The sequence below is a fragment of the Actinoplanes sp. NPDC049681 genome, from assembly GCF_044465265.1.
GTDB lineage: Bacteria > Actinomycetota > Actinomycetes > Mycobacteriales > Micromonosporaceae > Actinoplanes.
In genome coordinates this window covers 383763-402428 of sequence record NZ_JBITLP010000007.1, presented here as the reverse complement: position 1 = coordinate 402428, position 18666 = coordinate 383763, and the positions used below count along the sequence as shown (strand labels likewise).

At 73.3% G+C, this 18666-nt stretch carries 19 protein-coding genes; 7 read left to right on the top strand and 12 right to left on the bottom strand.

Features of this window, described 5'->3' with window-relative positions; genetic code table 11:
* The first annotated feature begins 8 nt into the window (after window positions 1-8).
* Both ACIBO8_RS26935 and ACIBO8_RS26930 read left to right on the top strand, forming a co-directional pair.
* The gene (locus tag ACIBO8_RS26935) at window positions 9-1196 is read left to right on the top strand and encodes a PucR family transcriptional regulator (protein WP_396118087.1); all 1188 of its coding nucleotides are present in this window, start codon (window positions 9-11) and stop codon (window positions 1194-1196) included.
* 7 nt (window positions 1197-1203) lie between these two features.
* Complete coding sequence (locus ACIBO8_RS26930; RefSeq protein ID WP_396118086.1) at window positions 1204-1848, top strand: nitroreductase family protein; 645 nt, start codon at window positions 1204-1206, stop codon at window positions 1846-1848.
* A 2-nt stretch (window positions 1849-1850) separates the two neighbouring features.
* On the opposite strand, the gene ACIBO8_RS26925 is transcribed toward ACIBO8_RS26930, so the two are convergent.
* Both ACIBO8_RS26925 and ACIBO8_RS26920 read right to left on the bottom strand, forming a co-directional pair.
* Entirely contained in the window at window positions 1851-3101 is a 1251-nt protein-coding gene (locus ACIBO8_RS26925; protein ID WP_396118085.1) for an FAD-binding protein, read from the bottom strand.
* A gap of 48 nt (window positions 3102-3149) precedes the next feature.
* Window positions 3150-4382 carry a YncE family protein gene (locus ACIBO8_RS26920; RefSeq protein WP_396118084.1) on the bottom strand — a complete coding sequence of 411 codons (1233 nt, stop codon included), beginning with the start codon at window positions 4380-4382 and terminating at the stop codon, window positions 3150-3152.
* 142 nt (window positions 4383-4524) lie between these two features.
* Here ACIBO8_RS26920 and ACIBO8_RS26915 point away from each other — a divergent pair, with 142 nt between their 5' ends.
* From ACIBO8_RS26915 to ACIBO8_RS26905, 3 genes are all read left to right on the top strand, one after another.
* Entirely contained in the window at window positions 4525-5682 is a 1158-nt protein-coding gene (locus ACIBO8_RS26915; RefSeq protein ID WP_396118083.1) for a PucR family transcriptional regulator, read from the top strand.
* Window positions 5683-5763: 81 nt separating this feature from the next.
* A complete protein-coding gene (locus tag ACIBO8_RS26910; protein ID WP_396118082.1) occupies window positions 5764-6420 on the top strand; it encodes a DUF6230 family protein in 657 nt (218 codons plus the stop codon).
* A gap of 11 nt (window positions 6421-6431) precedes the next feature.
* Window positions 6432-7139 carry a hypothetical protein gene (locus ACIBO8_RS26905; RefSeq protein WP_396118081.1) on the top strand — a complete coding sequence of 236 codons (708 nt, stop codon included), beginning with the start codon at window positions 6432-6434 and terminating at the stop codon, window positions 7137-7139.
* Between the two features lie 5 nt (window positions 7140-7144).
* Here ACIBO8_RS26905 and ACIBO8_RS26900 read toward each other — a convergent pair whose 3' ends face one another.
* From ACIBO8_RS26900 to ACIBO8_RS26890, 3 genes are read right to left on the bottom strand one after another with little or no spacing between them, the layout of a single operon-like run.
* Complete coding sequence (locus ACIBO8_RS26900) at window positions 7145-7831, bottom strand: TetR/AcrR family transcriptional regulator (protein WP_396118080.1); 687 nt, start codon at window positions 7829-7831, stop codon at window positions 7145-7147.
* Between the two features lie 50 nt (window positions 7832-7881).
* On the bottom strand, window positions 7882-8823 hold the full coding sequence (locus ACIBO8_RS26895; RefSeq protein WP_396118079.1) for a lamin tail domain-containing protein: 942 nt from the start codon (window positions 8821-8823) through the stop codon (window positions 7882-7884).
* Between the two features lie 46 nt (window positions 8824-8869).
* Window positions 8870-9559, bottom strand: a complete 690-nt coding sequence (locus ACIBO8_RS26890; protein WP_396118078.1) for a hypothetical protein — start codon at window positions 9557-9559, stop codon at window positions 8870-8872.
* 101 nt (window positions 9560-9660) lie between these two features.
* Between ACIBO8_RS26890 and ACIBO8_RS26885 the strand changes: the two genes are divergently transcribed.
* Window positions 9661-10983: a serine/threonine-protein kinase gene (locus ACIBO8_RS26885; RefSeq protein ID WP_396118077.1), complete on the top strand. Its 1323-nt coding sequence runs from the start codon at window positions 9661-9663 to the stop codon at window positions 10981-10983.
* Between the two features lie 8 nt (window positions 10984-10991).
* Here ACIBO8_RS26885 and ACIBO8_RS26880 read toward each other — a convergent pair whose 3' ends face one another.
* From ACIBO8_RS26880 to ACIBO8_RS26850, 7 genes are all read right to left on the bottom strand, one after another.
* Window positions 10992-12467 (bottom strand): lactonase family protein, encoded by a 1476-nt coding sequence (locus ACIBO8_RS26880; RefSeq protein ID WP_396118076.1) that lies wholly within the window; start codon window positions 12465-12467, stop codon window positions 10992-10994.
* A gap of 77 nt (window positions 12468-12544) precedes the next feature.
* A complete protein-coding gene (locus ACIBO8_RS26875; protein WP_396118075.1) occupies window positions 12545-13297 on the bottom strand; it encodes a S26 family signal peptidase in 753 nt (250 codons plus the stop codon).
* Between the two features lie 2 nt (window positions 13298-13299).
* Complete coding sequence (locus ACIBO8_RS26870; protein WP_396118074.1) at window positions 13300-13869, bottom strand: hypothetical protein; 570 nt, start codon at window positions 13867-13869, stop codon at window positions 13300-13302.
* Window positions 13870-14019: 150 nt separating this feature from the next.
* Window positions 14020-15027, bottom strand: a complete 1008-nt coding sequence (locus ACIBO8_RS26865; RefSeq protein ID WP_396118073.1) for a LacI family DNA-binding transcriptional regulator — start codon at window positions 15025-15027, stop codon at window positions 14020-14022.
* 48 nt (window positions 15028-15075) lie between these two features.
* On the bottom strand, window positions 15076-15702 hold the full coding sequence (locus tag ACIBO8_RS26860) for a LuxR C-terminal-related transcriptional regulator (protein ID WP_396118072.1): 627 nt from the start codon (window positions 15700-15702) through the stop codon (window positions 15076-15078).
* Window positions 15703-15758: 56 nt separating this feature from the next.
* Window positions 15759-16331, bottom strand: a complete 573-nt coding sequence (locus ACIBO8_RS26855) for an FHA domain-containing protein (protein ID WP_396118071.1) — start codon at window positions 16329-16331, stop codon at window positions 15759-15761.
* Window positions 16328-18064 (bottom strand): serine/threonine-protein kinase, encoded by a 1737-nt coding sequence (locus ACIBO8_RS26850; protein WP_396118070.1) that lies wholly within the window; start codon window positions 18062-18064, stop codon window positions 16328-16330. Before ACIBO8_RS26850 ends, ACIBO8_RS26855 begins: the two co-directional genes overlap by 4 nt.
* A gap of 172 nt (window positions 18065-18236) precedes the next feature.
* On the opposite strand from ACIBO8_RS26850, the gene ACIBO8_RS26845 reads away from it, so the two are divergent.
* A complete protein-coding gene (locus ACIBO8_RS26845) occupies window positions 18237-18665 on the top strand; it encodes a hypothetical protein (RefSeq protein WP_396118069.1) in 429 nt (142 codons plus the stop codon).
* The last annotated feature ends 1 nt before the right edge of the window (window position 18666 follow it).

Here is an 18666-nt window from a genome sequence, read left to right as displayed (position 1 = left end):
GAGCCGTCATGGACGAGACGCTGCCCGACGTACGCGATTTCCGCCTCTCCGCGGAGCTGGTGGCACCCCTGCGGAAAGGACTGCCGGACGTCGCCGTGCAGACGATCACGGCGATCACCGCGGAGGTCCCGGCGTACAAGAAGGCCTTCGCCGGCGAGATGGGCGCCAAGATCGAGAAGGCGGTCCAGGCGGCCCTCAACACGTTCCTGAACCTGGTCTCCCGGGCGCCGGGCTCCGACTCGCGCTCCCCGCTGGCCCCGGCGCTGCAGGCGGCGTACGCCCTGGGCCGCGGCGAGGCGCGCTCCGGGCGCAGCCTCGACGCGCTGCTCGCGGCGTACCGGGTGGGCGCCCGCGTCTCCTGGCGCGAGCTCGCCGCGATCAGCGTCGCCGCCGGCCAGCCGGCGCCCACCATCGCCCACTTCGCCGAGCTGGTCTTCGCCTACATCGACGAGCTCTCCGCGGCGAGCGTGTCCGGTCACGCCGACGAACTGGCCAAGTCCGGCCGGGCCCGCCGGCGCCACCTCGAGCTGCTGGCCCAGACCCTGGCCGCCGGGGAGCCCGCGCACGTGGCGACCGCCGCAGCGGAGCGCGCGGAGTGGGCGCCGCCGCAGACCCTGACCGCGGTGCTGGTGCCCGAGCGCGCCGCCCGGCCCGTGGCCGACCTGCTCGACCCGCGCACCCTGCAGGTCGCGGAGGCGGGCCCGGACCTGCCCGAGACCTCGCTGCTGCTGGTGCCGGACGCGCACGGCCCGTCCCGCGCCCACCTCCTGCGCCTGCTGACCGGCCGGGGCGCGATCGCCGGCCCGGCCCGCCCGTGGCTACGCGTCCGCGAGTCGCTCGCCCGGGCCGTCCGGGTGTCGCGCCTCGGGCTGGGGGGCTCCGGAACGGCCGCCGTCGACACCGAGGACCACCTGCTGACCCTGGTCGTCACCGCGGACTGTGAGGCGCTGGCGGATCTGCGCGAGCGGGCCCTGGCGCCGCTGGCCGAGGAGCGGGAGGCGACCGCGGCCAAGCTGGTGGAGACGCTGCGCAGCTGGCTGCTGCACCAGGGCCGCCGCGAGGACGTGGCCGCGGAGCTCTTCGTGCACCCGCAGACCGTCCGCTACCGCATGTCCCGCCTCCGCGAGCTGTACGGCGACCGCCTCCGCGACCCCCAGTGGCTGCTCCTGCTGACCGTGGCCCTGGCCGAGGCATAATGCCCGCATGCCCGAACTGACCGCCGATCAGGTGCTGACCACGACCCGCTCCGTCCGCAAGCGCCTGGACCTCACCCGGGACGTGCCGCTCTCCCTCGTCCGGGAATGCCTCGAGATCGCCCTGCAGGCACCGAGCGGATCGAACCGGCAGTCATGGCACTGGATCGTCGTCACCGACGCGCAGCGGCGCGCCGCCCTGGGCGAGCTGTACCGCAAGGCGGTGCAGGACTACCTGGCCTCCGAGGGCGCAGCCGGCAAGCTGTTCGCCGACGACGACACCCGGGCCCCGGTGCAGCAGCGGGTCGGCGACAGCGTCGCCTACCTGGGCGACCGGCTCGGCGAGGTTCCGGTGCACGTGATTCCCTGCCTGCGCACCGGCCGCGACCGGCTTCCCGAGGGGAATCAGGCCGGGCTGTGGGGCTCGCTGCTCCCGGCCGCCTGGAGCTTCATGCTGGCGGCGCGCACCCGCGGCCTCGGCACCGCGTGGACCACGCTGCACCTGGCCTACGAGCGCGAGGCCGCCGAGATCCTGGGTCTTCCCGCCGGCGTGCACCAGGGAGCGCTGATCCCCACCGCGTACTACACGGGCGACACCTTCCGCCCGGCGGCACGGCAGCCGCTCGACGAGGTCCTGCACATCGACGGCTGGTGACCCTAGTCGAGCAGGGCGTCGAGCCAGGGATTCCGGAAGATCCGGTTCGGGTCGTACTCACCGGCCAGGGCCACGAAGTCGCGGAAGCGATCGTACTGGGCGCGTACCGATTCCGGGGTCGTGGTGTAGACCTTGCCCCAGTGCGGGCGGGCGTCGAAGGGTGCCAGTGCCTGCTCCAGCTTCGCCACGACGGGAAGGACGGCCTCGGTGTCGGCGATCCAGGTGAAGTGCAGGGCGAACGTGTCGCGGTGGTAGTTGGGGCTCAGCCACAGGTCGTCGGCCGCGATCGTGCGTAGCTCGCACGTCTGCAGCACCGGGGCGACGTCCGCGGCGATGGCCTGCACCGCGTCGATCGCCTCCAGGGCGCGCTCGCGGGCGACGTGGTACTCCGACTGGAGTTCCTCGCCGCTGCTGGGGGTGAACTCCATGCGGAAGTGCGGCAGCCGGGTGTGCCACGGTCCCGGTTCGCCGGACTGGTCGGTGCTGTTCAGCGCCGGCATGCCGGGCACCGGGTGGCGGGGGCCGTCCGCGCGGCGGGCGCCGTACCAGTCGCCGGCCGGTACGGGGTCCCGGCGCTTGAGCCACGCCATGCTGATGTCCGGTCCGCTCCAGTCGGTGAAGAGGCTGACGCTGTACCCGTCGGCGAGCATCTCCGGCAGGTGCTCCTCGATCGACGCGCGAGGGACGCCGTCGTAGACGTACTGGCGGATCTCGTACGCGGGCTCGACGTCCAGGGTCAGCGCCGTGATCACCCCGAGGGCGCCGAGGTGCACCACCGCACCGGCGAAGGTGTCGCCGTCGGTGTCGCGGCGCAGCGTGACGAGCTCGCCGTCGCCGCGGATCAGTTCGATGCCCGAGACGGCGGTGGCGAGGTTGGCGTGGCGGCCGCCGGACCCGTGGGTCGCGGTGGCGATCGCGCCCGCCACCGAGATGTGCGGGAGCGACGCCGTGTTGTGCAGCGCCAGACCCTCGGCGTCCAGGCGGCTGAAGAGCTCGCCGTAGCGGATGCCGCCGTCGACCCGGACCGTCCTGCGGTCCGGGGCGATCTCGGCGAACCGCGGCAGGCCGGTCAGGGAGACCAGGTCGCCCGTGGTGTCGGCCATCCGGTTGAAGGAGTGGCCGCTGCCCAGCACCTTGACCGGGTTGCCGGCCGCGACCAGCTCCTGCACCTGCTCGACGGTGGACGGCCGGCGCAGCCGCCGCGCGCCGAAGACGATGTTCCCCGCCCAGTTGGTCACCCGCTCATCGCTCATGGGTTCAGCACATCACGGATGCATCGGGAGGGACATCGCTCCGCGAGATCAAGATGCGCGGGGCGGCGTCCAGGTGGTCGCGACGTGGCCGATGCGTACCCGCTGGGGGTGGTCCCCGACCGGGACCGTCGCGACCCGCTTGCCGGTCGCGAAGCTGATCGCCGTCACCTGGTCGGCGCCGGACTCGGAGATCACGCAGTCCAGCCCGTCGCCGCTGACCGTCGCCCAGTACGGCTTGCTGGCCGAGACCAGCTCGCCCTGCGCCAGCGTCGCCCGGTCGACGATCGTGGCGTAGTCGTCCATGGTGCCGGCCACGCAGAGCTTGCCGCCGTCCGGGCTGATCGAGAGGCCGTGGTGGCGCGAGTCGTTGACCCAGGTGGTGCGGTCCTCGTTGGTGGCCGGGTTCTTGGGCAGCTCCTTGACGCGGGTGATGCGGTCGCCCGGCACGTCGTACTCGACGATCCCGTTGAAGAAGGAGACCTGGAAGTACAGCTTCTTCTCGTCGGGGGTGAAGACGGCCGGCCGGACGGCGTCGGACAGGTCGGAGCGGCCGAACGCGTCGAGGCGGGGACGCATGTCGATCGTGCGTACCGTCTGGAAGGTCTTGGCGTCGGCGACGGTGATGTGCCGGTCGCCCTTGGTCCAGTCCTGCGAGGGATCGTCGAGCGACGTGTTGACCTCGCCGATGGACATGTTCCACAGGTACTTGCCGCCGTCGGTGTAGATGTTCTCGTGCGGCGTGTCGCCGGCGGCGAAGGAGCCGAGCTGCCGGCCGGTGTCGATGTCGAGCACGTGCACGGTGTCCGACGTGGAGGCGGAGACCGCGACGGCCTTGCCGTCGGGCGACACGGCCATGTGGTCGGAGCGGAAGCCCGAGACCGGGAACCGCCAGCGCACCGCCCCGGTCGCCAGGTCGATCGAGACCACGTCGGCGAAGCTCGGCCGCGAGACCACCAGCGCGCTGCCGTCCGGGGTGGTGTACATGTCGTCGACGAGCTGGTCGTGCCCCTCGCCGGGGCCGAGCTGGATGCCGAGGTAGAACGCCAGCTTGATCGGGTTGAGGTAGATCTCCCAGAGCCGCTCGCTCTTGTCCGGCACGACGTTGATCCGGCCCAGCTTGGCGAAGTCGCCGCGCGAGGCGATGACGTCGACCGTGCCCTCCCAATTGTTACCGACGAACATGACCTCCTTGAGGGCCGGCGCGGCGGCCTGCGCGGGCACTGCCGGCACGACCGCGACGAGCAGGGCCAGCAGGGCTTTCGGTACGGATGCAGCGCGCACGGACGCCTCCTGCGGCGACGGGCGGGGCGCCGCCGGGCGGTTCCGCCGGGCGCCCCGCGATGTTACTTTGCGGTAACGCATAGGGAACAATGAATAGCTCCGCGCGGATAGAGGACGGGAACCAATGCCGCAGCAGCCCGTTGTGCACCGCCCACAATCGCGCGAGGACGCCCTGACGGTCCTGGTGGCCGACCTCGCCGCCGACGCCCAGCTCGTCGACGAGGTCGTGCACGCGGCGCGCTGCGAGTCGCCCGGGATCGCGCGGATGCCCTGGGCGGAGAGCCGGCGGCACGTCGCCGCGCTGCTCACCGCCGGGTTCGCGGCGTTCACCGGCGACGGCGAACCGGACTTCGGCCCGGCCGCGCGCTTCGGCGCCGAACGCGCGGCGCTGGGCGTACCGGTGGCCGCGCTGCTGTCCGGGCTGCACGCGGGCCGCAGCCGGATCCTGGAGATCGCCATCGAGCGGGGCCGCGCCGCGGGCATCGCCACCGACGTGATGCTGCAGGCCCTGCTCAAGCTCGACCGCTACGGCACCCGGCTGGAGCGGCACGTCGTCGGCGGGTACCGGGCCGCCGAGCGCGAGCTCGGCCGTGATCAGCGCGACGCCCGGATCGGCCTGCTGCGACGGCTGCTGCTCGGCGAGGACGACGGGACCGCGGCCGATCCGGGCCGCTTCGGGTTGCGCGCCGGCGGGACGTACCACTGCCTGGTGTCCGACGCCGCCGATCCCGGGCAGGTCCGCCGGCTGGAGCAGGCCGTGGCCCGCTGCGGCGGCGTCGCGGCACCGGTGGCCGGGCTGCTGGCAGGGCTGGCGCCCCGGCTGCCGTCCCCGCCGCCGGCGACGGCCGCGCTGGTGGTGACCACGCCCGCGGTTGCCCTCGAGCGGGCGCCGGGCGCGTACGCCCTGTGCGTGACGGCCCTGCAGGCCGCGGCCGGAGCGGCGCTCACCGGGGTGCACGACGTGGTGGACCTGGCCGGCGAGACCGCGCTCGCGGCTCAGCCCATGCTCGCCGGTTTCCTGTCCCGCGGCCTGCTCGGCGCCCTGGACCCGGGCGACGACTTCCACCACGACCTCGTGTCCACCGCACTGGCCTACCTGGACGCCGGGCAGCGCCTGGACCGCACCGCGGAGGCGCTGCACCTGCACCCGAACACCGTGCGCTACCGGCTGCGCCGGCTGCAGGAGCTCACCGGGCTGGGCGAGCCGCTGACCGTGCTCGACACGGTGCGGTGGTGGTGGGCGCTGCGCTCCTGGCCGGCGCCGCGGGGTCCGGAACATCGACGGCAATTCATGTCTTGACGGTCCTTCCGCCCGGAGTTACGGTCCGACCACCCAGAAAAACGACCTTTTCTGGATCCCCTCCGGACGGGAGTCACGACGGTGACCGAACCTCGCGCGTCAACCCCGGAAGGCCGCATCCGCTGGCGCCGCTTCGGCGTGGTGATGGCGCTCAGCACCGTCGCCACCGCCGGCGTGGTGTCGCTGATCTCGCAGGGCGCGCTGGCCGCGACGTTCGTCGTCTCGGGCCAGCAGTTCAAGGTCAGCGCCGACGAGCTCGTGGCCTCCGGCTTCATCCAGTACGGCACGGTGGACGCCCGCATCGAGCCGGGCAGCGACCCGCAGAGCCAGAAGCCCGAACCCGTCGCCGTCTCGGCGATGAAGACCGCCACCCTGACCAACCTGTGCCAGTCCGTCGTCACCGACCTCGGCGACTTCGGCTCGGTGAGCCTGATGATCCGCGCCGGCACCGGAGGCCAGCCGGTGACCGCGAAGAACATGGTCGTCGACATGGCCCAGCTCGAAGGCAACGCCAAGTTCGAGACGATCGAGATCGGCCGGGACGCCTCCACCCTGGACAAGGGCCCCGACAACGACCCGGGCGAGAAGGCCCAGCGCCGCGAGGGCTTCTTCAGCCAGCAGGCCGACCGGGTCACGATCACCGACCTCAAGCAGATCGCCTGGTCCACCTCGGCCGGCGAGTTCAACCTGCGCAACCTCAAGCTGTCCCTGCACTGGGGCAAGACCGAGTGCTTCTAGAAGGAGAAACGATGCGACATCTCCGCCGTACGGGCGTCGTCGCCGCCCTCGGCCTCGGCCTCGGCGTGCTGCCCGCCGTTCCCGCCCTGGCGCTCGCGAGCGGCACCACCGTCGGGCCGGCCGGGCACGCGTACGCCGCCAGCCTGGTGAGCGGCACCACCGCCAGCTTCGTGGTCGGCAGCACCACGGTGACCTGCAACCAGTCCGGCAACACCGGGCTGGTGCCGGCCGAGCCCGCCAACACCAGCCCGGACGGCCCGGTGGTGTCCACCGTGACCCCGGCGACGTTCACCAACAACGGCGGCAACTGCCCGACCAACGTCCTGTTCACGACGGCCCGTACCGCCTCCAACAACACCAACGGCGACTGGACCATCGCCCTGCAGTACGATCCGGCGGGCTCCACCGGCACGATGACCATCCCCACCGCGGGCGTGGTCACCACGATCTCCGGCCTGGCCTCCTGCACGGTGACGGTGGCCCCGGACGGCCCCGCGACGCTGAGCGGGCCGTGGATCGCCGGCACCGAGGCCGGCCCGCCGGTGCTGGACTTCTCCGCCGGCGTGACCCTGCCGATCCGGGTGACCGGCGGCCTCACCTGCCCCACCGGCGCCACCACGGCGACCTTCCGGGCCCGGTACGCGATCACCGACACCACCGACGCGACTCAGCAGATCACGGTGACCGACGGCACGGTGGCGCCGCCGCCCGAGGGCTGACGCGCTCAGCCGGAGGCGGCCACCCGGGCCGCCACGGCGGGTCCCAGGAACGGCGCCAGCACGAAGTACGTGAGGTCGGGCAGCCGATCCGGCAGTTCCGCGACCCGGCCGGTGGAGACGAGGTCGAAGATGACCCCGTACACGCCGGCGATGACGGCCTCCACGACCCCGGCGGGCACGGCCGGCCCGCCGGGGCGCTGGGGCACCCCGGCGAAGAACCCGGTGTAGCTCTCCAGCAGCATCCGCCGCCGCTCCCGCGCCCGCGGCCCGGCGGCCAGCACCTCCACCACGGCGAGTACGGCGAACGCCGGTTCCGCGGCGAGCAGCCGCAGCAGCGTGTCGAGCCCGCAGTGGATCCGCTGCGGCCACTTCGCGGGCCGCCCGAACGCCTCGGCGACGGTCTTCTGCATCAGCTCGACGCCCAGGTCGAAGGCGGCCAGCAGGCACGCCTCCTTGTCGGCGAAGTGCTCGTAGAAGGCGCGGGTCGACACACCGGCCGCGGCACAGACCTCGGTCAGGGAAGCGTTCGGATATCCCTTCTCGGCCACGACCCGGGCCATCGCGTCGATGAGCCGGTCACGCTGCGTGCGCGAGACGAACTCGCGGGGCAGGTCGTGCCGCCCCCGCGGCAGGCGTGCCACCTCGACGGCCGTGCCCGACCCCGGAAGGCGCTCCCGCTCGCCGGCGACCATGGTGCCCCCTTGCTGCGTCCGTGTGACGCCAGCAGCCTAGTGTCACGGCTTCAGGGGTACTGCATCCACGCCCGCAGGTCGCCGCGGGGGTCGAAGACGTACGCCCCGTCGCCCAGCGCCTGCTCGTCGTCGGTGGGGTTGTCGAAGACCGGCGCGGTCAGGCCCCAGTACTTGTGGGTGGCGGTGTCGCGGCCCTTGCCGACGTGCACCCAGACCGAGCCGCCGGCGGGAACCACCGTGCCAGCCGGGAACGTGTAGCGGCGCAGGCCCGAGTCGCGGACCCACCAGCCGCCGATCGGGACGGCGTAGCGGGAGGCGTTGTCGATGCGTACCCATTCGCCGTTGAGATTCTGGTCGTCGAGCCCCTCGGCGTCGTAGTTGACGACCGCCGTCAGCGCCGCGCTCTGGTAGGGGCCACTTCCGCAGCTGTCGGTGTCGAAGAGGTTGAGCCCTTCCCGGGCGGCGCGGGCCTCGGCCACCCGGTACGACCCATTCCAGGCCCATTCGCCCTTGAACGGCTGCCACAGCGCCAGGCCGTGCCGGATCAGGTCGAGGCCGACGTCGTGCCACACCCCGTTGATCCGGACCTCGACGGCGCGCAGCGGACGGTTGCGGCTGGAGCTCGACGCATGCTGCGCGGTCATCCGGACCACCCCGCCACCGGCCTTGACCAGCTGCTCGAAGCGGGCGGCGGCGGCCAGGGCGTGGCACTCACCGCGGCGGCGGGACGGTATCGAGGAGTAGACCGTGAACTCCATGGCCTGCGCGTTGATGAGCCGGATCCAGCGCGGGTTGTTCGTGCCGTCCCCGGCGACGTCGACCAGGACGGTGTCACCGTCGCCGACGCGGACCACCTTGCCGGTCCAGACCTGGCAGGCCGGGCCGCCGCCGGCCGGCAGGCAGGAGCCGGACGCCGCCGCGGCGGGCACGGCGGCACCGGTCGCCGTCAGGACGGCGCTGAGCAGCAGGGCGAGTCGGCGCAGCAGGGGCATGCCCGCCCATCGGCCGGGCCCGGCCGGGGCTGAGCGTTCCCCGCCCTCATTCCGGCTGCACCGACCAGCCGCAGTCGGGGCAGAGGTCGAAGGCGGCGTAGCGGCGGACCCGGCCCTCCCCGCACCCCGGGCAGCGGGCCGGCCGCTCCCCCGCCGGCCGCGGACCGCCGAGCCGCAGGACGGAGAAGCCCAGGACCGGCCGCAGCACGCCGTCGCCCGGATCCACGGCGAGCGTTCCGGTCCGCTCCCGCACGAAAGCCCTGACGACGAGCCAGGGCCGGGCGTGCCCGGGCGGCTCCTCCGCCAGCAGCGGCGCCACGTCCGCCGGTGCCGCCTCCTGCACGCCGGAGACCACGGAGGCGTCGTCCCGTACGCCCTCGGCCCCGAGCCCGTCGCGCCACGGGCGTTGCGGTCGCGCACCGGCCCCGGCGGGACGGGCCGCGAGCACGAGGCAGACGCCGCTGGTGTCGGTGCCGAGCATGCCGACCTTCACGTCGGCGCCGCGGCCGTCGTTGAGGCCGGACAGCCGGGCGGGCTCGTCGGGCGTGGCGGCGCCGGGATGCAGCAGGTGGGCGGTGCCGCGGAGGAAGCGCCACAGGGCTGCCCGTACCGCCGGGGTGACGACCTCGTCGCAGCGGCGCCCGGCGCAGGGGCCCTCGCGGTGCCGCAGCGGGGGAACGAAGATCGCCGGGTGCGGGCGGGACGGCCCGTACGGCTCCGGTGACGCCGAACGCATGATCGCATCGTGTCACCAGCGCAGGCGTCGATCGCTGCCGACCCACCGGCGGCGGGCCGGCCCGGTTGACACCCCCGTACCCTCTGGGCGAGTGTTCCCCGGTGACTCCTCACTGGCCGGCCGCGGGCGACCTGCTCGCGGCGCGCTATCGCCTGGTCACCCTGCTGGAGTCCGGCGGCATGGCGGACATCTGGCGCGCCCGCGACGAGCTGCTGGAACGCCCGGTCGCGCTCAAGCTGCCCACCGGCCGCACCGCCTCCAGCGCGGAGGCGCTGCACGCGGCCTGGAAGGAGGCCCGGATGGCGGCGCGGCCGTCGCATCCGGGCATCGCGGTGGTCCACGACTACAACGGCGCCGAGCGGCCCGACGGCTCGGTGACGCCGTTCGTGGTCATGGAACTGCTCACCGGCGAGACGCTGGCCGCCCGCGTGGAACGGGCGCCCCTGGGCCCGCGGGAGGCCGCCCGCATCGGCCGGGACGTCGCCGACGCGCTCGCCGCCGCGCACGCCAGCGGCGTCGTGCACCGGGACATCAAGCCCGGCAACGTCATGCTCACCCCGGCCGGGGTCAAGATCCTCGACTTCGGCATCAGCGCCGTCGCCGGCGAGCCGGACGACGACGAGACCGGCATGACTTTCGGTACGCCCGCCTACGTGGCCCCGGAGCGCCTGGACGGCAAACCGGCCGAGCCCGCCACCGACGTGTACGGCCTCGGCGTCCTGCTGTTCGAGATGGTCAGCGGCGATCCGCCGTACCCGGTCGACACGTGGGAGGAGCTGGAGGCCGCCCGCGCTCAGGGGCCCGGCCACCTGCCGCCGGGGTTGCCGGCGCCGTTCCGGGTGCTGGTCGGCGACTGCCTGAGTGACGAGCCGGGGCTGCGGCCGACGGCCGAGGAGGTCCGCGACCGGCTCACCATGCTCGCCGACGAGCCGCCACCGCCCCGGCACCGCGATCGCCGGAGGCTGGCCGTACCGGTCGGGGCGGCGGCCGTGCTCACGGCCGCCGCGACCGTGCTGCTGCTCGTGTGGCCGCACGGCGGGGAACCCGGCACTGCGCCGCATGCTGCGCCCACACCGGCCCCGGCGTCCCGGGCGCCGTCTTCGACGCCGGCGCGCAGCACGGCGCCCACGCGGGCCCCGGCCCGGCAGGAACCGGTGCGGCTCGAGTTCGCCGAGGCCGTCCGGCGGGTGCGTGCGGCGGTGGACGACGGTCGCAGTGCCGGCCAGATCCGCCCGGACGTCGCCACCGACCTGCTGAACCTGCTGGGCGCGCTGGACGGCCCGCGAGCTGCCGGCGTCGAGGAACGGATCAGCGACCTGCGGCGCAAGGTACGCGCCCGCACCGGCGAAGGCAGCGTCGCGGAGTCCCGGGCGGCCGTCCTGCAGTCGCGCCTCGACGACCTGGACCGGGCCGCCGGAATCTAGCGCCAGTCCTAGTGGGTGAAGTTCAGGGTGGTGACGGTGCCGGTGGAGCTGGTGCCGGCCGCCACGTACACATCCCGGCCGTCCGGGCTGACGGCGAGGGTGATGGGTGACCTCAAGCCGATTCCCGTGGTGCAGCCGATGGTCGACGACATGGCTATGCAACCGCTGGTGCCCGCCAGCTGGGTCAGGACGCCGGTGCTGCTGTCGTGGCGGAAGACCGCGACGCCGTCGCTGCCGTTCACGAAGGCGAACAGGCCGTCCGGGCTGAAGGCGATCCCGGTCGGACCCGCGATGGCCTGGGCCGCGGTGCAGCCGGGTATGGCGGTGCCGGTGCCGTTGTACAGGCACGCGTTGGGGCTCGCCAGCTGGGTCAGGACACCGGTCGTCGGATTGCGCTTGAACGCCGCGACGGAGCTGCTGCCGTTGCCGGACGCGTACACCGTGGCGCCGTCGGGCGCGACGGCGACGTAGTAGGCCCCTTTCAGGCCCTGCACGGCCGTGCAGCCCGCGACCACCGGGCTGCCGTTGTTGTAGACGCACGAGTTCGGGCCGGCCGGCTGCGTGAGCACGCCCGTGGTCATGTTGCGCTGGAAGATGGACACGGCATTGCTGCCGTTGCTGGCGACGTACACGCTGGCGCCGTCCGGGGAGGTGCGCACATAGAAGGGATTGGCCATCCCGGCCGCGGTGGTACACCCGGGAGCGCCGCCGTCGGTGTAGCAGCCGGACGTGCCGCTCATCTGGGTGAGCACGCCGGTCGTCGCGTTCCGGGCGAAGACCGCCAATGAGTTCGAGAGAAACGAGGCGACGTAGACGTAGGCCCCGTCGGGGCTGACGGCGATGCCGTCGGCTCCCCTGATCTGCCGGGCGGAGGTGCAGCCGGTCGGTGGCGAGGAGACGCTGACGTCGTAGAGGCACTTGTTCGGGCTGGCGAGCGCGGTCAGGACGCCGGTGGTGGCGTTACGCGAGAAGGCACCGATCGTGTGGCCGCTGTAGGCGACGGAGTACACGTTCTTGCCGTCCGGGCTGATGGCGAGGTCGTAGTTCCCGTTGAGGACGCCGGCCAACGAATTGCAGCCGGCGGGGATGCCCGTTGTCTTGTTGCTGACGCACGCGTTGGGACTCGCCAGCTGCGTCAGGGCGCCCGTCGTGGCGTTACGCGAGAACTCGGACACAGCGGTGCTGTAGACCGAGGAGGTGTAGACGTGCTTGCCGTCCGGGCTGATCACGACGCCGGCGGTCTGCGCGACGCCCGAGGCCATCGGGCAACCGCCGGCACCGCTGTCGCTGAAGCACGGGGCGGTCTGGGTGAGGCCGAAGGTGGCGCGCGCGCCGAACGAGGAGGCGGGACCGGTGGTCGTGGCGGTGAACGCGGCCGACGTGGCCGGCATCAGGGCGAACCCGCCCAGGCACAGCACGGCCAGCAGAGCGGCTCCCGCGCGCGCCCAGCGGCCGCGGGCCGCGCCCGCTTTTCGTGCAGCCATGTCCCCCTCCCCCGGGTAAGTCGGCAGCGGAACGCCGTACTGAAGCTTTGGCCCGGATCAGGCCGGCTGCGCGGCGGCTAGATCCTCGGCCCGGTCGGCCGTGTCGTCGCTCGGCGTCTCGCCGTTCTGCGTCTCGCCGTCCTGCGTGTCGCCTTCCTGCGCGTCGCCGTCCGAGGTCTCGCTGTCCGGGTCTCACCGTCCGGGGTCTCACCGTCCGGGGTCTCACCATCCGGGGTCTCACCATCCGGGGTCTCACCATCCGGGGTCTCACCATCCGGGGTCTCACCATCCGCGGGTCCGGCCTCCGCCGATCCGCCCGGCCGTCGCGCCACGAGGGCGACCGCGGCAAGGAGGAAGATGCTCTGCGTGACGAACATGCCCGGGCGGCCTTCTCGCAGGAGCAGGGTGGCGGTGCCGATGCGCGGGACGAGCAGCCGCGCGATGCCCCGTACCTCCGTGCGTGCCGTCCGGAACCGGTCCTCGTTGCCGTTCGCGTCACCGCGGGTGATCAGGCGACCCTGCTCGTCGAAGCCTGCGATGCGGTGCGTGACCGTGGTACCCGGCTTGTTCGGGTTCGGCACGGTGACGACCTGACCCACGACGGGCTGCCAGTCGGCGGCCGGCGGCGAGGTGACCACGATGTCGCCGCGGTGCACCAGGGGGCTCATCGATCCGCTGACGATCACCGCCGGGGTCCAGCCCCAGATCATCGGCACCGCCGTCCAGAAGATGATCGCCGCCGCGGCCGCCAGCAGACCGATCGCCACGGTCCGTACCAGCAGCAGCGACCAGTCCCGCGGGACCCGCAGCGCACCGGCTTCCGTGCTCATCGTCAGCGGGCTTCCCACGTGAAGGTCGCGTTCGCCGCGGCACCCTGCGCGCTGTCCGGGGTGCTCGCGTTCACCGTGTACGCGATCCGGTAGGTCTTCACCTGGCCGGCGCCGGTGGGGGCGAACGTGCCGACGCCCGAGTTGAAGTCCGTCTTGCCGCTGCCGAACGCGGCGAGCGTGCCGCTGTAGTCCGTGCCCGAGGCGACGAAGCCGGTGCAGCTGCCGAAGTTGCCGCCGGCGCCCTCCTCGACCACCAGGTCGATGTACGGGCTCAGCGCGCCGGAGACCGCCGTGCCGTACAGCTTGACGTTGGTCGAGAGGCTGCCGTTGTAGGTGAGCTTGATGCACTTCTCGCCGTACGAGCCGGGCCGCAGGTTCGTCGCGGTGAACATGGCGCCGTTGGCGTCGTCGTCACCCAGGACCACCGTGCCGGCGTTCCAGCTGTTGGCGGAGTTGTCGGTCGACGCCGTGAACGCCGCGCTCGACGCCTGCCACATGGCACCCGAGCTGACCGCGATCCCGCCGACCACCGCGACCACTGCCGCATACGTCTTGAAACCGCTGAGCCGCATATCAGTTCCTTCTCTCGAGCCCGGCGACGTCGTGCCGCCCTGTAACGACTCCAAGATTGGCGGGCGTTCCTCATCCCTGGCTCAAGACGACATCAGGACCGGAGCAAACTCCGGCCCGCACGGCCCGTGATCGGGTGCTGTGACTCACAGTCACGCTGAGCGGCGTACCACCAGGCGGGTGGGTAGGACCTTCTCGCAGAAGCCCGGGTCCGGGCCGTCGATCTTGGCGAGCAGCAGCCGGACCATCTCCCGGCCCATCTCCTCGATGGGCTGGTGCACGCTCGTCAGCGGAGGATCGGTGTGCCGGGCGATCACCGAGTCGTCGAACCCGATCACCGCCACGTCGTGGGGCACGCGCAGGCCGCGCTCCCGGATCACCCGCATCGCGCCCGCGGCCATCATGTCCGAGGCGGCGAAGACCGCGTCCAGGTCCGGGTGGTGGTCGAGCAGCCAGGCCATCGCGGCGGCGCCGCTCTCCTCGCTGAAGTCGCCCTGGGCGACCGGACCGGAGCCGACGACGTCACGGAAACCGTCGAGGCGGGCGATGCCCGCGGCCATGTCCAGCGGACCGGTGATGGTGGCGATCCGCTGCCGGCCCTGGCCGCGCAGGTACGCGACCGCATCCCGCGCCCCGCCCCGGTTGTCCGCGTCGACGTAGCACCCCGGCTCGGGGATGGTGGCGCGGCCGGCCCGGACCGTCGCCACGCCCCGCTCCTCGAGCTGAGCCGGCAGCGTGTCGGCGCCGTGCAGCGACAGCAGCAGCACCCCGTCGACGTGCTGGCGGGTGAGGTAGCCCTCGAGCCGCTGCCGCTCGTGCGGGGCCTGGGCGATCATCAGCACCATCTGCAGGCCGCGCTCCACCAGGCCGGAGGAGATGGCCTGCACGATCCGGCCGAAGAACGGCTCGCCGAAGAACCGCTCACCCGACTCGAAGATGACGAGCGCGATCGAGTCGGTGCGCTGGGTCACCAGCATGCGGGCGGCCCGGTTGGGGACGTACCCCAGCTCGGCGATCGCGGTCTCGACGGCGGCCTTCGCCTGCGGGCTGACCTGTGCCGAGCCGTTCACGACCCGGGAGACCGTGCCGCGCCCCACCCCCGCGAGGGAGGCGACCTGATCCAGGGTCGGCCGTCCGCTCGACCGGCTCCGCTCCGCCATCGTGCCGTACCTCCGATCAACGCCCACCACAACCTACCGCCGGTGCTGTCAGATGAGCCCGGCACGCACGGCGTACGCCACCGCGTGCGGCCGGTTGCGGAGATTCAGCCGGTGCGTGACGCCGTACATGATGTTCTTGACCGTCCGGGCGGAGTAGCTGAGCCGCGCGGCGATCTCGTCGGTGTCCAGGCCGTCCGCGATCAGGCGCAGGATCTCGATCTCGCGCTCGGTGAGCCCGCCGGTGCCCGCGGGCGCCACGTCGCGCAGATCGCGGTGCAGCCGGTCGACGTGCTGCAACAGGCAACCGATCAGCTCCGGCGGCATGACCCCGCCGCCCGCCGCGACCGCGGTGACGCAGCGCACGAGCGCGCCGGCGTTCACCGACCGGCGCGGCACCACGGCCCGGACGCGGAACCGCACGACGCTGAGCAGGGCTTCCGGCGAGAGCTCGTCGGCGATCAGGACCACCGGCGCCGCCACCTCGCGGGTGACCCGGCTCAGCAGCAAGGCGAGCCCGGCTTCCCCGCCGGCGGCCACCACCAGCACGTCCGGCCGTCCGCCGTCGCCGGCATCGGTCACGGTGAGCTGCGGGGCGCCGCGCAGCAACGCGACCAGCCCGGCACGGATGAGCGGATCGGCGGCCCGTACCCCGACCCGCGGACGTCCCACGGTCATGGCGCCGACGCTAGCGAGCCCGCGCATCCCGCGTGACCGTCCGACAGCGGGCGGTGTCAGACGCCCCGGCGCACCGCTTCGGCGGCGAGGCGGGCGCGGCGCCGGTCCGCGTTGGTGGTCAGGCCGAACTTGTCGTACAGGTTGGTGAGGTGTTTCTTCACCGCGCTCTCCGACAGCTCCAGCCGCAGTCCCAGCCCGCGCACCGACGGCGGCTCCGGGAACGCCGATCCGCCCGCCGTGTACGGCTCGCAGAGCGCCGCCAGGACGTCGCGTTCGCGGCGGGTGAGCGGCGGCAGGGGCGGCGGCGGGTCCGTGGTCACGGTCTCGGTCGCCGGGTGCCCGTCGGGCGCCCGGAAGAGCAGCCGGGCCGGGCCGACCTCGATGCGGTCGCCGTCGCGCAGGTGCCGGGCCTGGCGCAGCGGCGCGCCGTTGACCGTGGTGCCGTTGGTGCTGCCCAGGTCACGGATGGACCAGCCGGACGCGAAGTGCTCGACGACCGCGTGCAGGCGGGAGACGCGGTTGCCCGCGATGGTGAGCTCATTGGCCGGCGAGCGGCCGATGGTCAGCGCGTCGCCGGTCAGCGCGACCAGGCGCACGGTTCCGGCCTCGTGGACCTCGAGGTAGCTCATGGGCAGTGGGCGTCGGTGGTCACGTGCAGCGGCGTGTCCAGCCCCGTGCCCGTCATCGTCACGTCGGCCCGGGTGCAGCCGGTGTGCGGGACCGGTTCGGTCCACAGCTCGAGCGGCTGGCCCGCCGCCCTGGCCCGGTCGCCGCGGTCCGCGATCCCGAGGTCGACCGACCAGGTGCCGCGGGTGCCGGCGTTGTCGCGATACTGCTTCCAGACCCACGTGTACGCCATGACGGTGCGGCAGCCCGGCGACCAGTACTGCTTGACGGAGATCGCCTTCTGGCCGCCGACGTAGCCGTACGCCGAGTGCCCCACCTGGTAGGCGTCGGCGTAGCAGGGCCCCGGGGGCGGGTCGTCCTCGGTCGCGTACGAGAGCAGCCCGGAACCGGTGACCGCGACGGTGCGCCCGGGCAGCCGGACCTGCCCCCGGCGCGGCCCGGTGCCCGCCGGGTCGAAGGCGATCCGGACCTCGCAGTCGGCGCCGCCGCCCAGGGTGTGGCCTCCGCACCCGTCGGCGACGATCCGGAAGTCGGGACCGTCGAGCGTGACCGCGCGGATCAGCGCCGGGCGGTCGCCGTGGTTGCGGACGGTCAGCGGCCGTTCCCCGGGCGGGCCGCTGATCTCCTGGCCGCCGAAGTCGACGGCGTCCGCGGAGACGTCGGGATAGTGGACGGTGTCCGAGCCGCCGGCCAGGACGAACGTCGCCGCCAGCACGAGGGCCGTACCCGCGGCCCGGATCGGCGTGAACCGACGGGGAGCGGCGTCGGCGACGGTCATCGACAGGCCGCGGTCCGGGTGGAAGCGGCGTTGCGGCGGGCGGGTGAGAGCGCCGGGGGCGGGATCCGGGCCGGCGCCGTGGCCGTCGTCGACGAGCAGCGGGGTGACCGGCTGCCCTTCCCGCCGCTGGGCCTCCCGCAGCTCCTCTGCGAACCCGGCGGCGGTCGCGGGGCGGTCGTCGGGATCCTTGGCCATCGCGCGTTCGAGGACCGTGCACACCGGATCCGGCACGCCGTGCGGGCGCAGGTCGGGCACGGGCGCCGCCGTGACCCGCGCGATCAGCTCGGCGGCCGGCTCGCGCGGCGCGGCGGTGAAGGCGGTGGTCCCGTGCAGCCACCAGAAGATCGTGGAGGCGAGCGCGTACACGTCGGAGGCGGCCGTTGCCGGGTGGCCCAGGAGGATCTCCGGTGCCGCGTGCAGGAGCGTCGCGGTGACCGTACGCGGCTGCGGGACGCTCGGGTGCACGGGCCGGGCCAGGCCGAAGTCGGCGAGCTTCGGGTCGCCGTACCGGGAGATCAGGATGTTGCCGGGTTTGACGTCGCGGTGCAGGACGCCGGCGCGGTGGGCGCTCTCCAGGGCACCTGCCACGGCGATGCCACCGGCGACAGCCTCGGTCCAGGACGCGGCGGGGCCCCGCGCGGCGAGGGAGCCGCCCTCCTCGTACGCCATGAGGATGTAGGGATTCCCGGCGGCGGTGAAGCCTGCCTGGTGCACCGTGACGATGTGCGGATGGCCGGAGAGCCGGCCCATCGCCTGCACCTCGCGCTCGAAGCGGCGCCGGGCCGCGTCGTCGAGGCCGTCCGCGGCGATGACCTTGACCGCCACGGTCCGGGAGAACGCGGGCTGCCAGGCCCGGTACACGACGCCGAAGCCGCCGCGGCCGACCTCGGTGTAGTCCTGGCAGCCGGGTACCCCTAGATCCGGAACCGGGCCGGCGGCGGAATCCTGGCGGCGCACAGCTCCCCTCCCCCGTGTCGGCCCGTCCGTGTCGGACGTCGGCAGCGGTCGATGATACCGAGCCGCGCGAGCCGCCCGGGGGGAGGGAACGGTGGCCGATCCGTCACCTGTCGGGCGCCGTCGCGGGCTGGTTGTCTTCCGGTGGCCCAACGGATTCTCGAAAGGACGACTCATGTCGATGCTCCGCCGCACCCTCGCCGGTGCCGCCGCGCTGGCCGCCGCCGGGACCGCCACTCTGGTCAGTGCGACGCCCGCACTGGCCAGCACGCCGCCGAGCTGCTCCAGCGTGCGCCAGATCGGCACGACCCGCGTGCTGACCGTGGGCGGCATGGAAGCCGCGTCGGTCAAGCAGTACTACGGCTGCGGCTCCAACTACGCCTACATCTACGTCTGGCAGCAGTACCGCGACACGCACAGCAACTGGGACCTGTACGTCCATGTCATCGACCACTCCGACAGCGGTTCCGACTACGGCGTGGGTGAGCTGAACAACACGACCCGCGCCGAGCTGTGGGGCGCCCCGGCCAATACCGCGGCGCACTGCACCCACGTCACCGGCTACCTGAACTCGACCGGGGGCTCGACCAGCACCGTGTGCTGAC

Coding starts and splice junctions, on each gene's coding strand:
- ACIBO8_RS26895 (WP_396118079.1), bottom strand. CDS start 8,823: ATGCCCCTGCTGCGCCGACTCGCCCTGCTGCTCAGCGCCGTCCTGACG.
- ACIBO8_RS26905 (WP_396118081.1), top strand. CDS start 6,432: ATGCGACATCTCCGCCGTACGGGCGTCGTCGCCGCCCTCGGCCTCGGC.
- ACIBO8_RS26890 (WP_396118078.1), bottom strand. CDS start 9,559: ATGCGTTCGGCGTCACCGGAGCCGTACGGGCCGTCCCGCCCGCACCCG.
- ACIBO8_RS26925 (WP_396118085.1), bottom strand. CDS start 3,101: ATGAGCGATGAGCGGGTGACCAACTGGGCGGGGAACATCGTCTTCGGC.
- ACIBO8_RS26900 (WP_396118080.1), bottom strand. CDS start 7,831: ATGGTCGCCGGCGAGCGGGAGCGCCTTCCGGGGTCGGGCACGGCCGTC.
- ACIBO8_RS26930 (WP_396118086.1), top strand. CDS start 1,204: ATGCCCGAACTGACCGCCGATCAGGTGCTGACCACGACCCGCTCCGTC.
- ACIBO8_RS26875 (WP_396118075.1), bottom strand. CDS start 13,297: ATGAGCACGGAAGCCGGTGCGCTGCGGGTCCCGCGGGACTGGTCGCTG.
- ACIBO8_RS26870 (WP_396118074.1), bottom strand. CDS start 13,869: ATGCGGCTCAGCGGTTTCAAGACGTATGCGGCAGTGGTCGCGGTGGTC.
- ACIBO8_RS26860 (WP_396118072.1), bottom strand. CDS start 15,702: ATGACCGTGGGACGTCCGCGGGTCGGGGTACGGGCCGCCGATCCGCTC.
- ACIBO8_RS26880 (WP_396118076.1), bottom strand. CDS start 12,467: ATGGCTGCACGAAAAGCGGGCGCGGCCCGCGGCCGCTGGGCGCGCGCG.
- ACIBO8_RS26865 (WP_396118073.1), bottom strand. CDS start 15,027: ATGGCGGAGCGGAGCCGGTCGAGCGGACGGCCGACCCTGGATCAGGTC.
- ACIBO8_RS26845 (WP_396118069.1), top strand. CDS start 18,237: ATGTCGATGCTCCGCCGCACCCTCGCCGGTGCCGCCGCGCTGGCCGCC.
- ACIBO8_RS26855 (WP_396118071.1), bottom strand. CDS start 16,331: ATGAGCTACCTCGAGGTCCACGAGGCCGGAACCGTGCGCCTGGTCGCG.
- ACIBO8_RS26935 (WP_396118087.1), top strand. CDS start 9: ATGGACGAGACGCTGCCCGACGTACGCGATTTCCGCCTCTCCGCGGAG.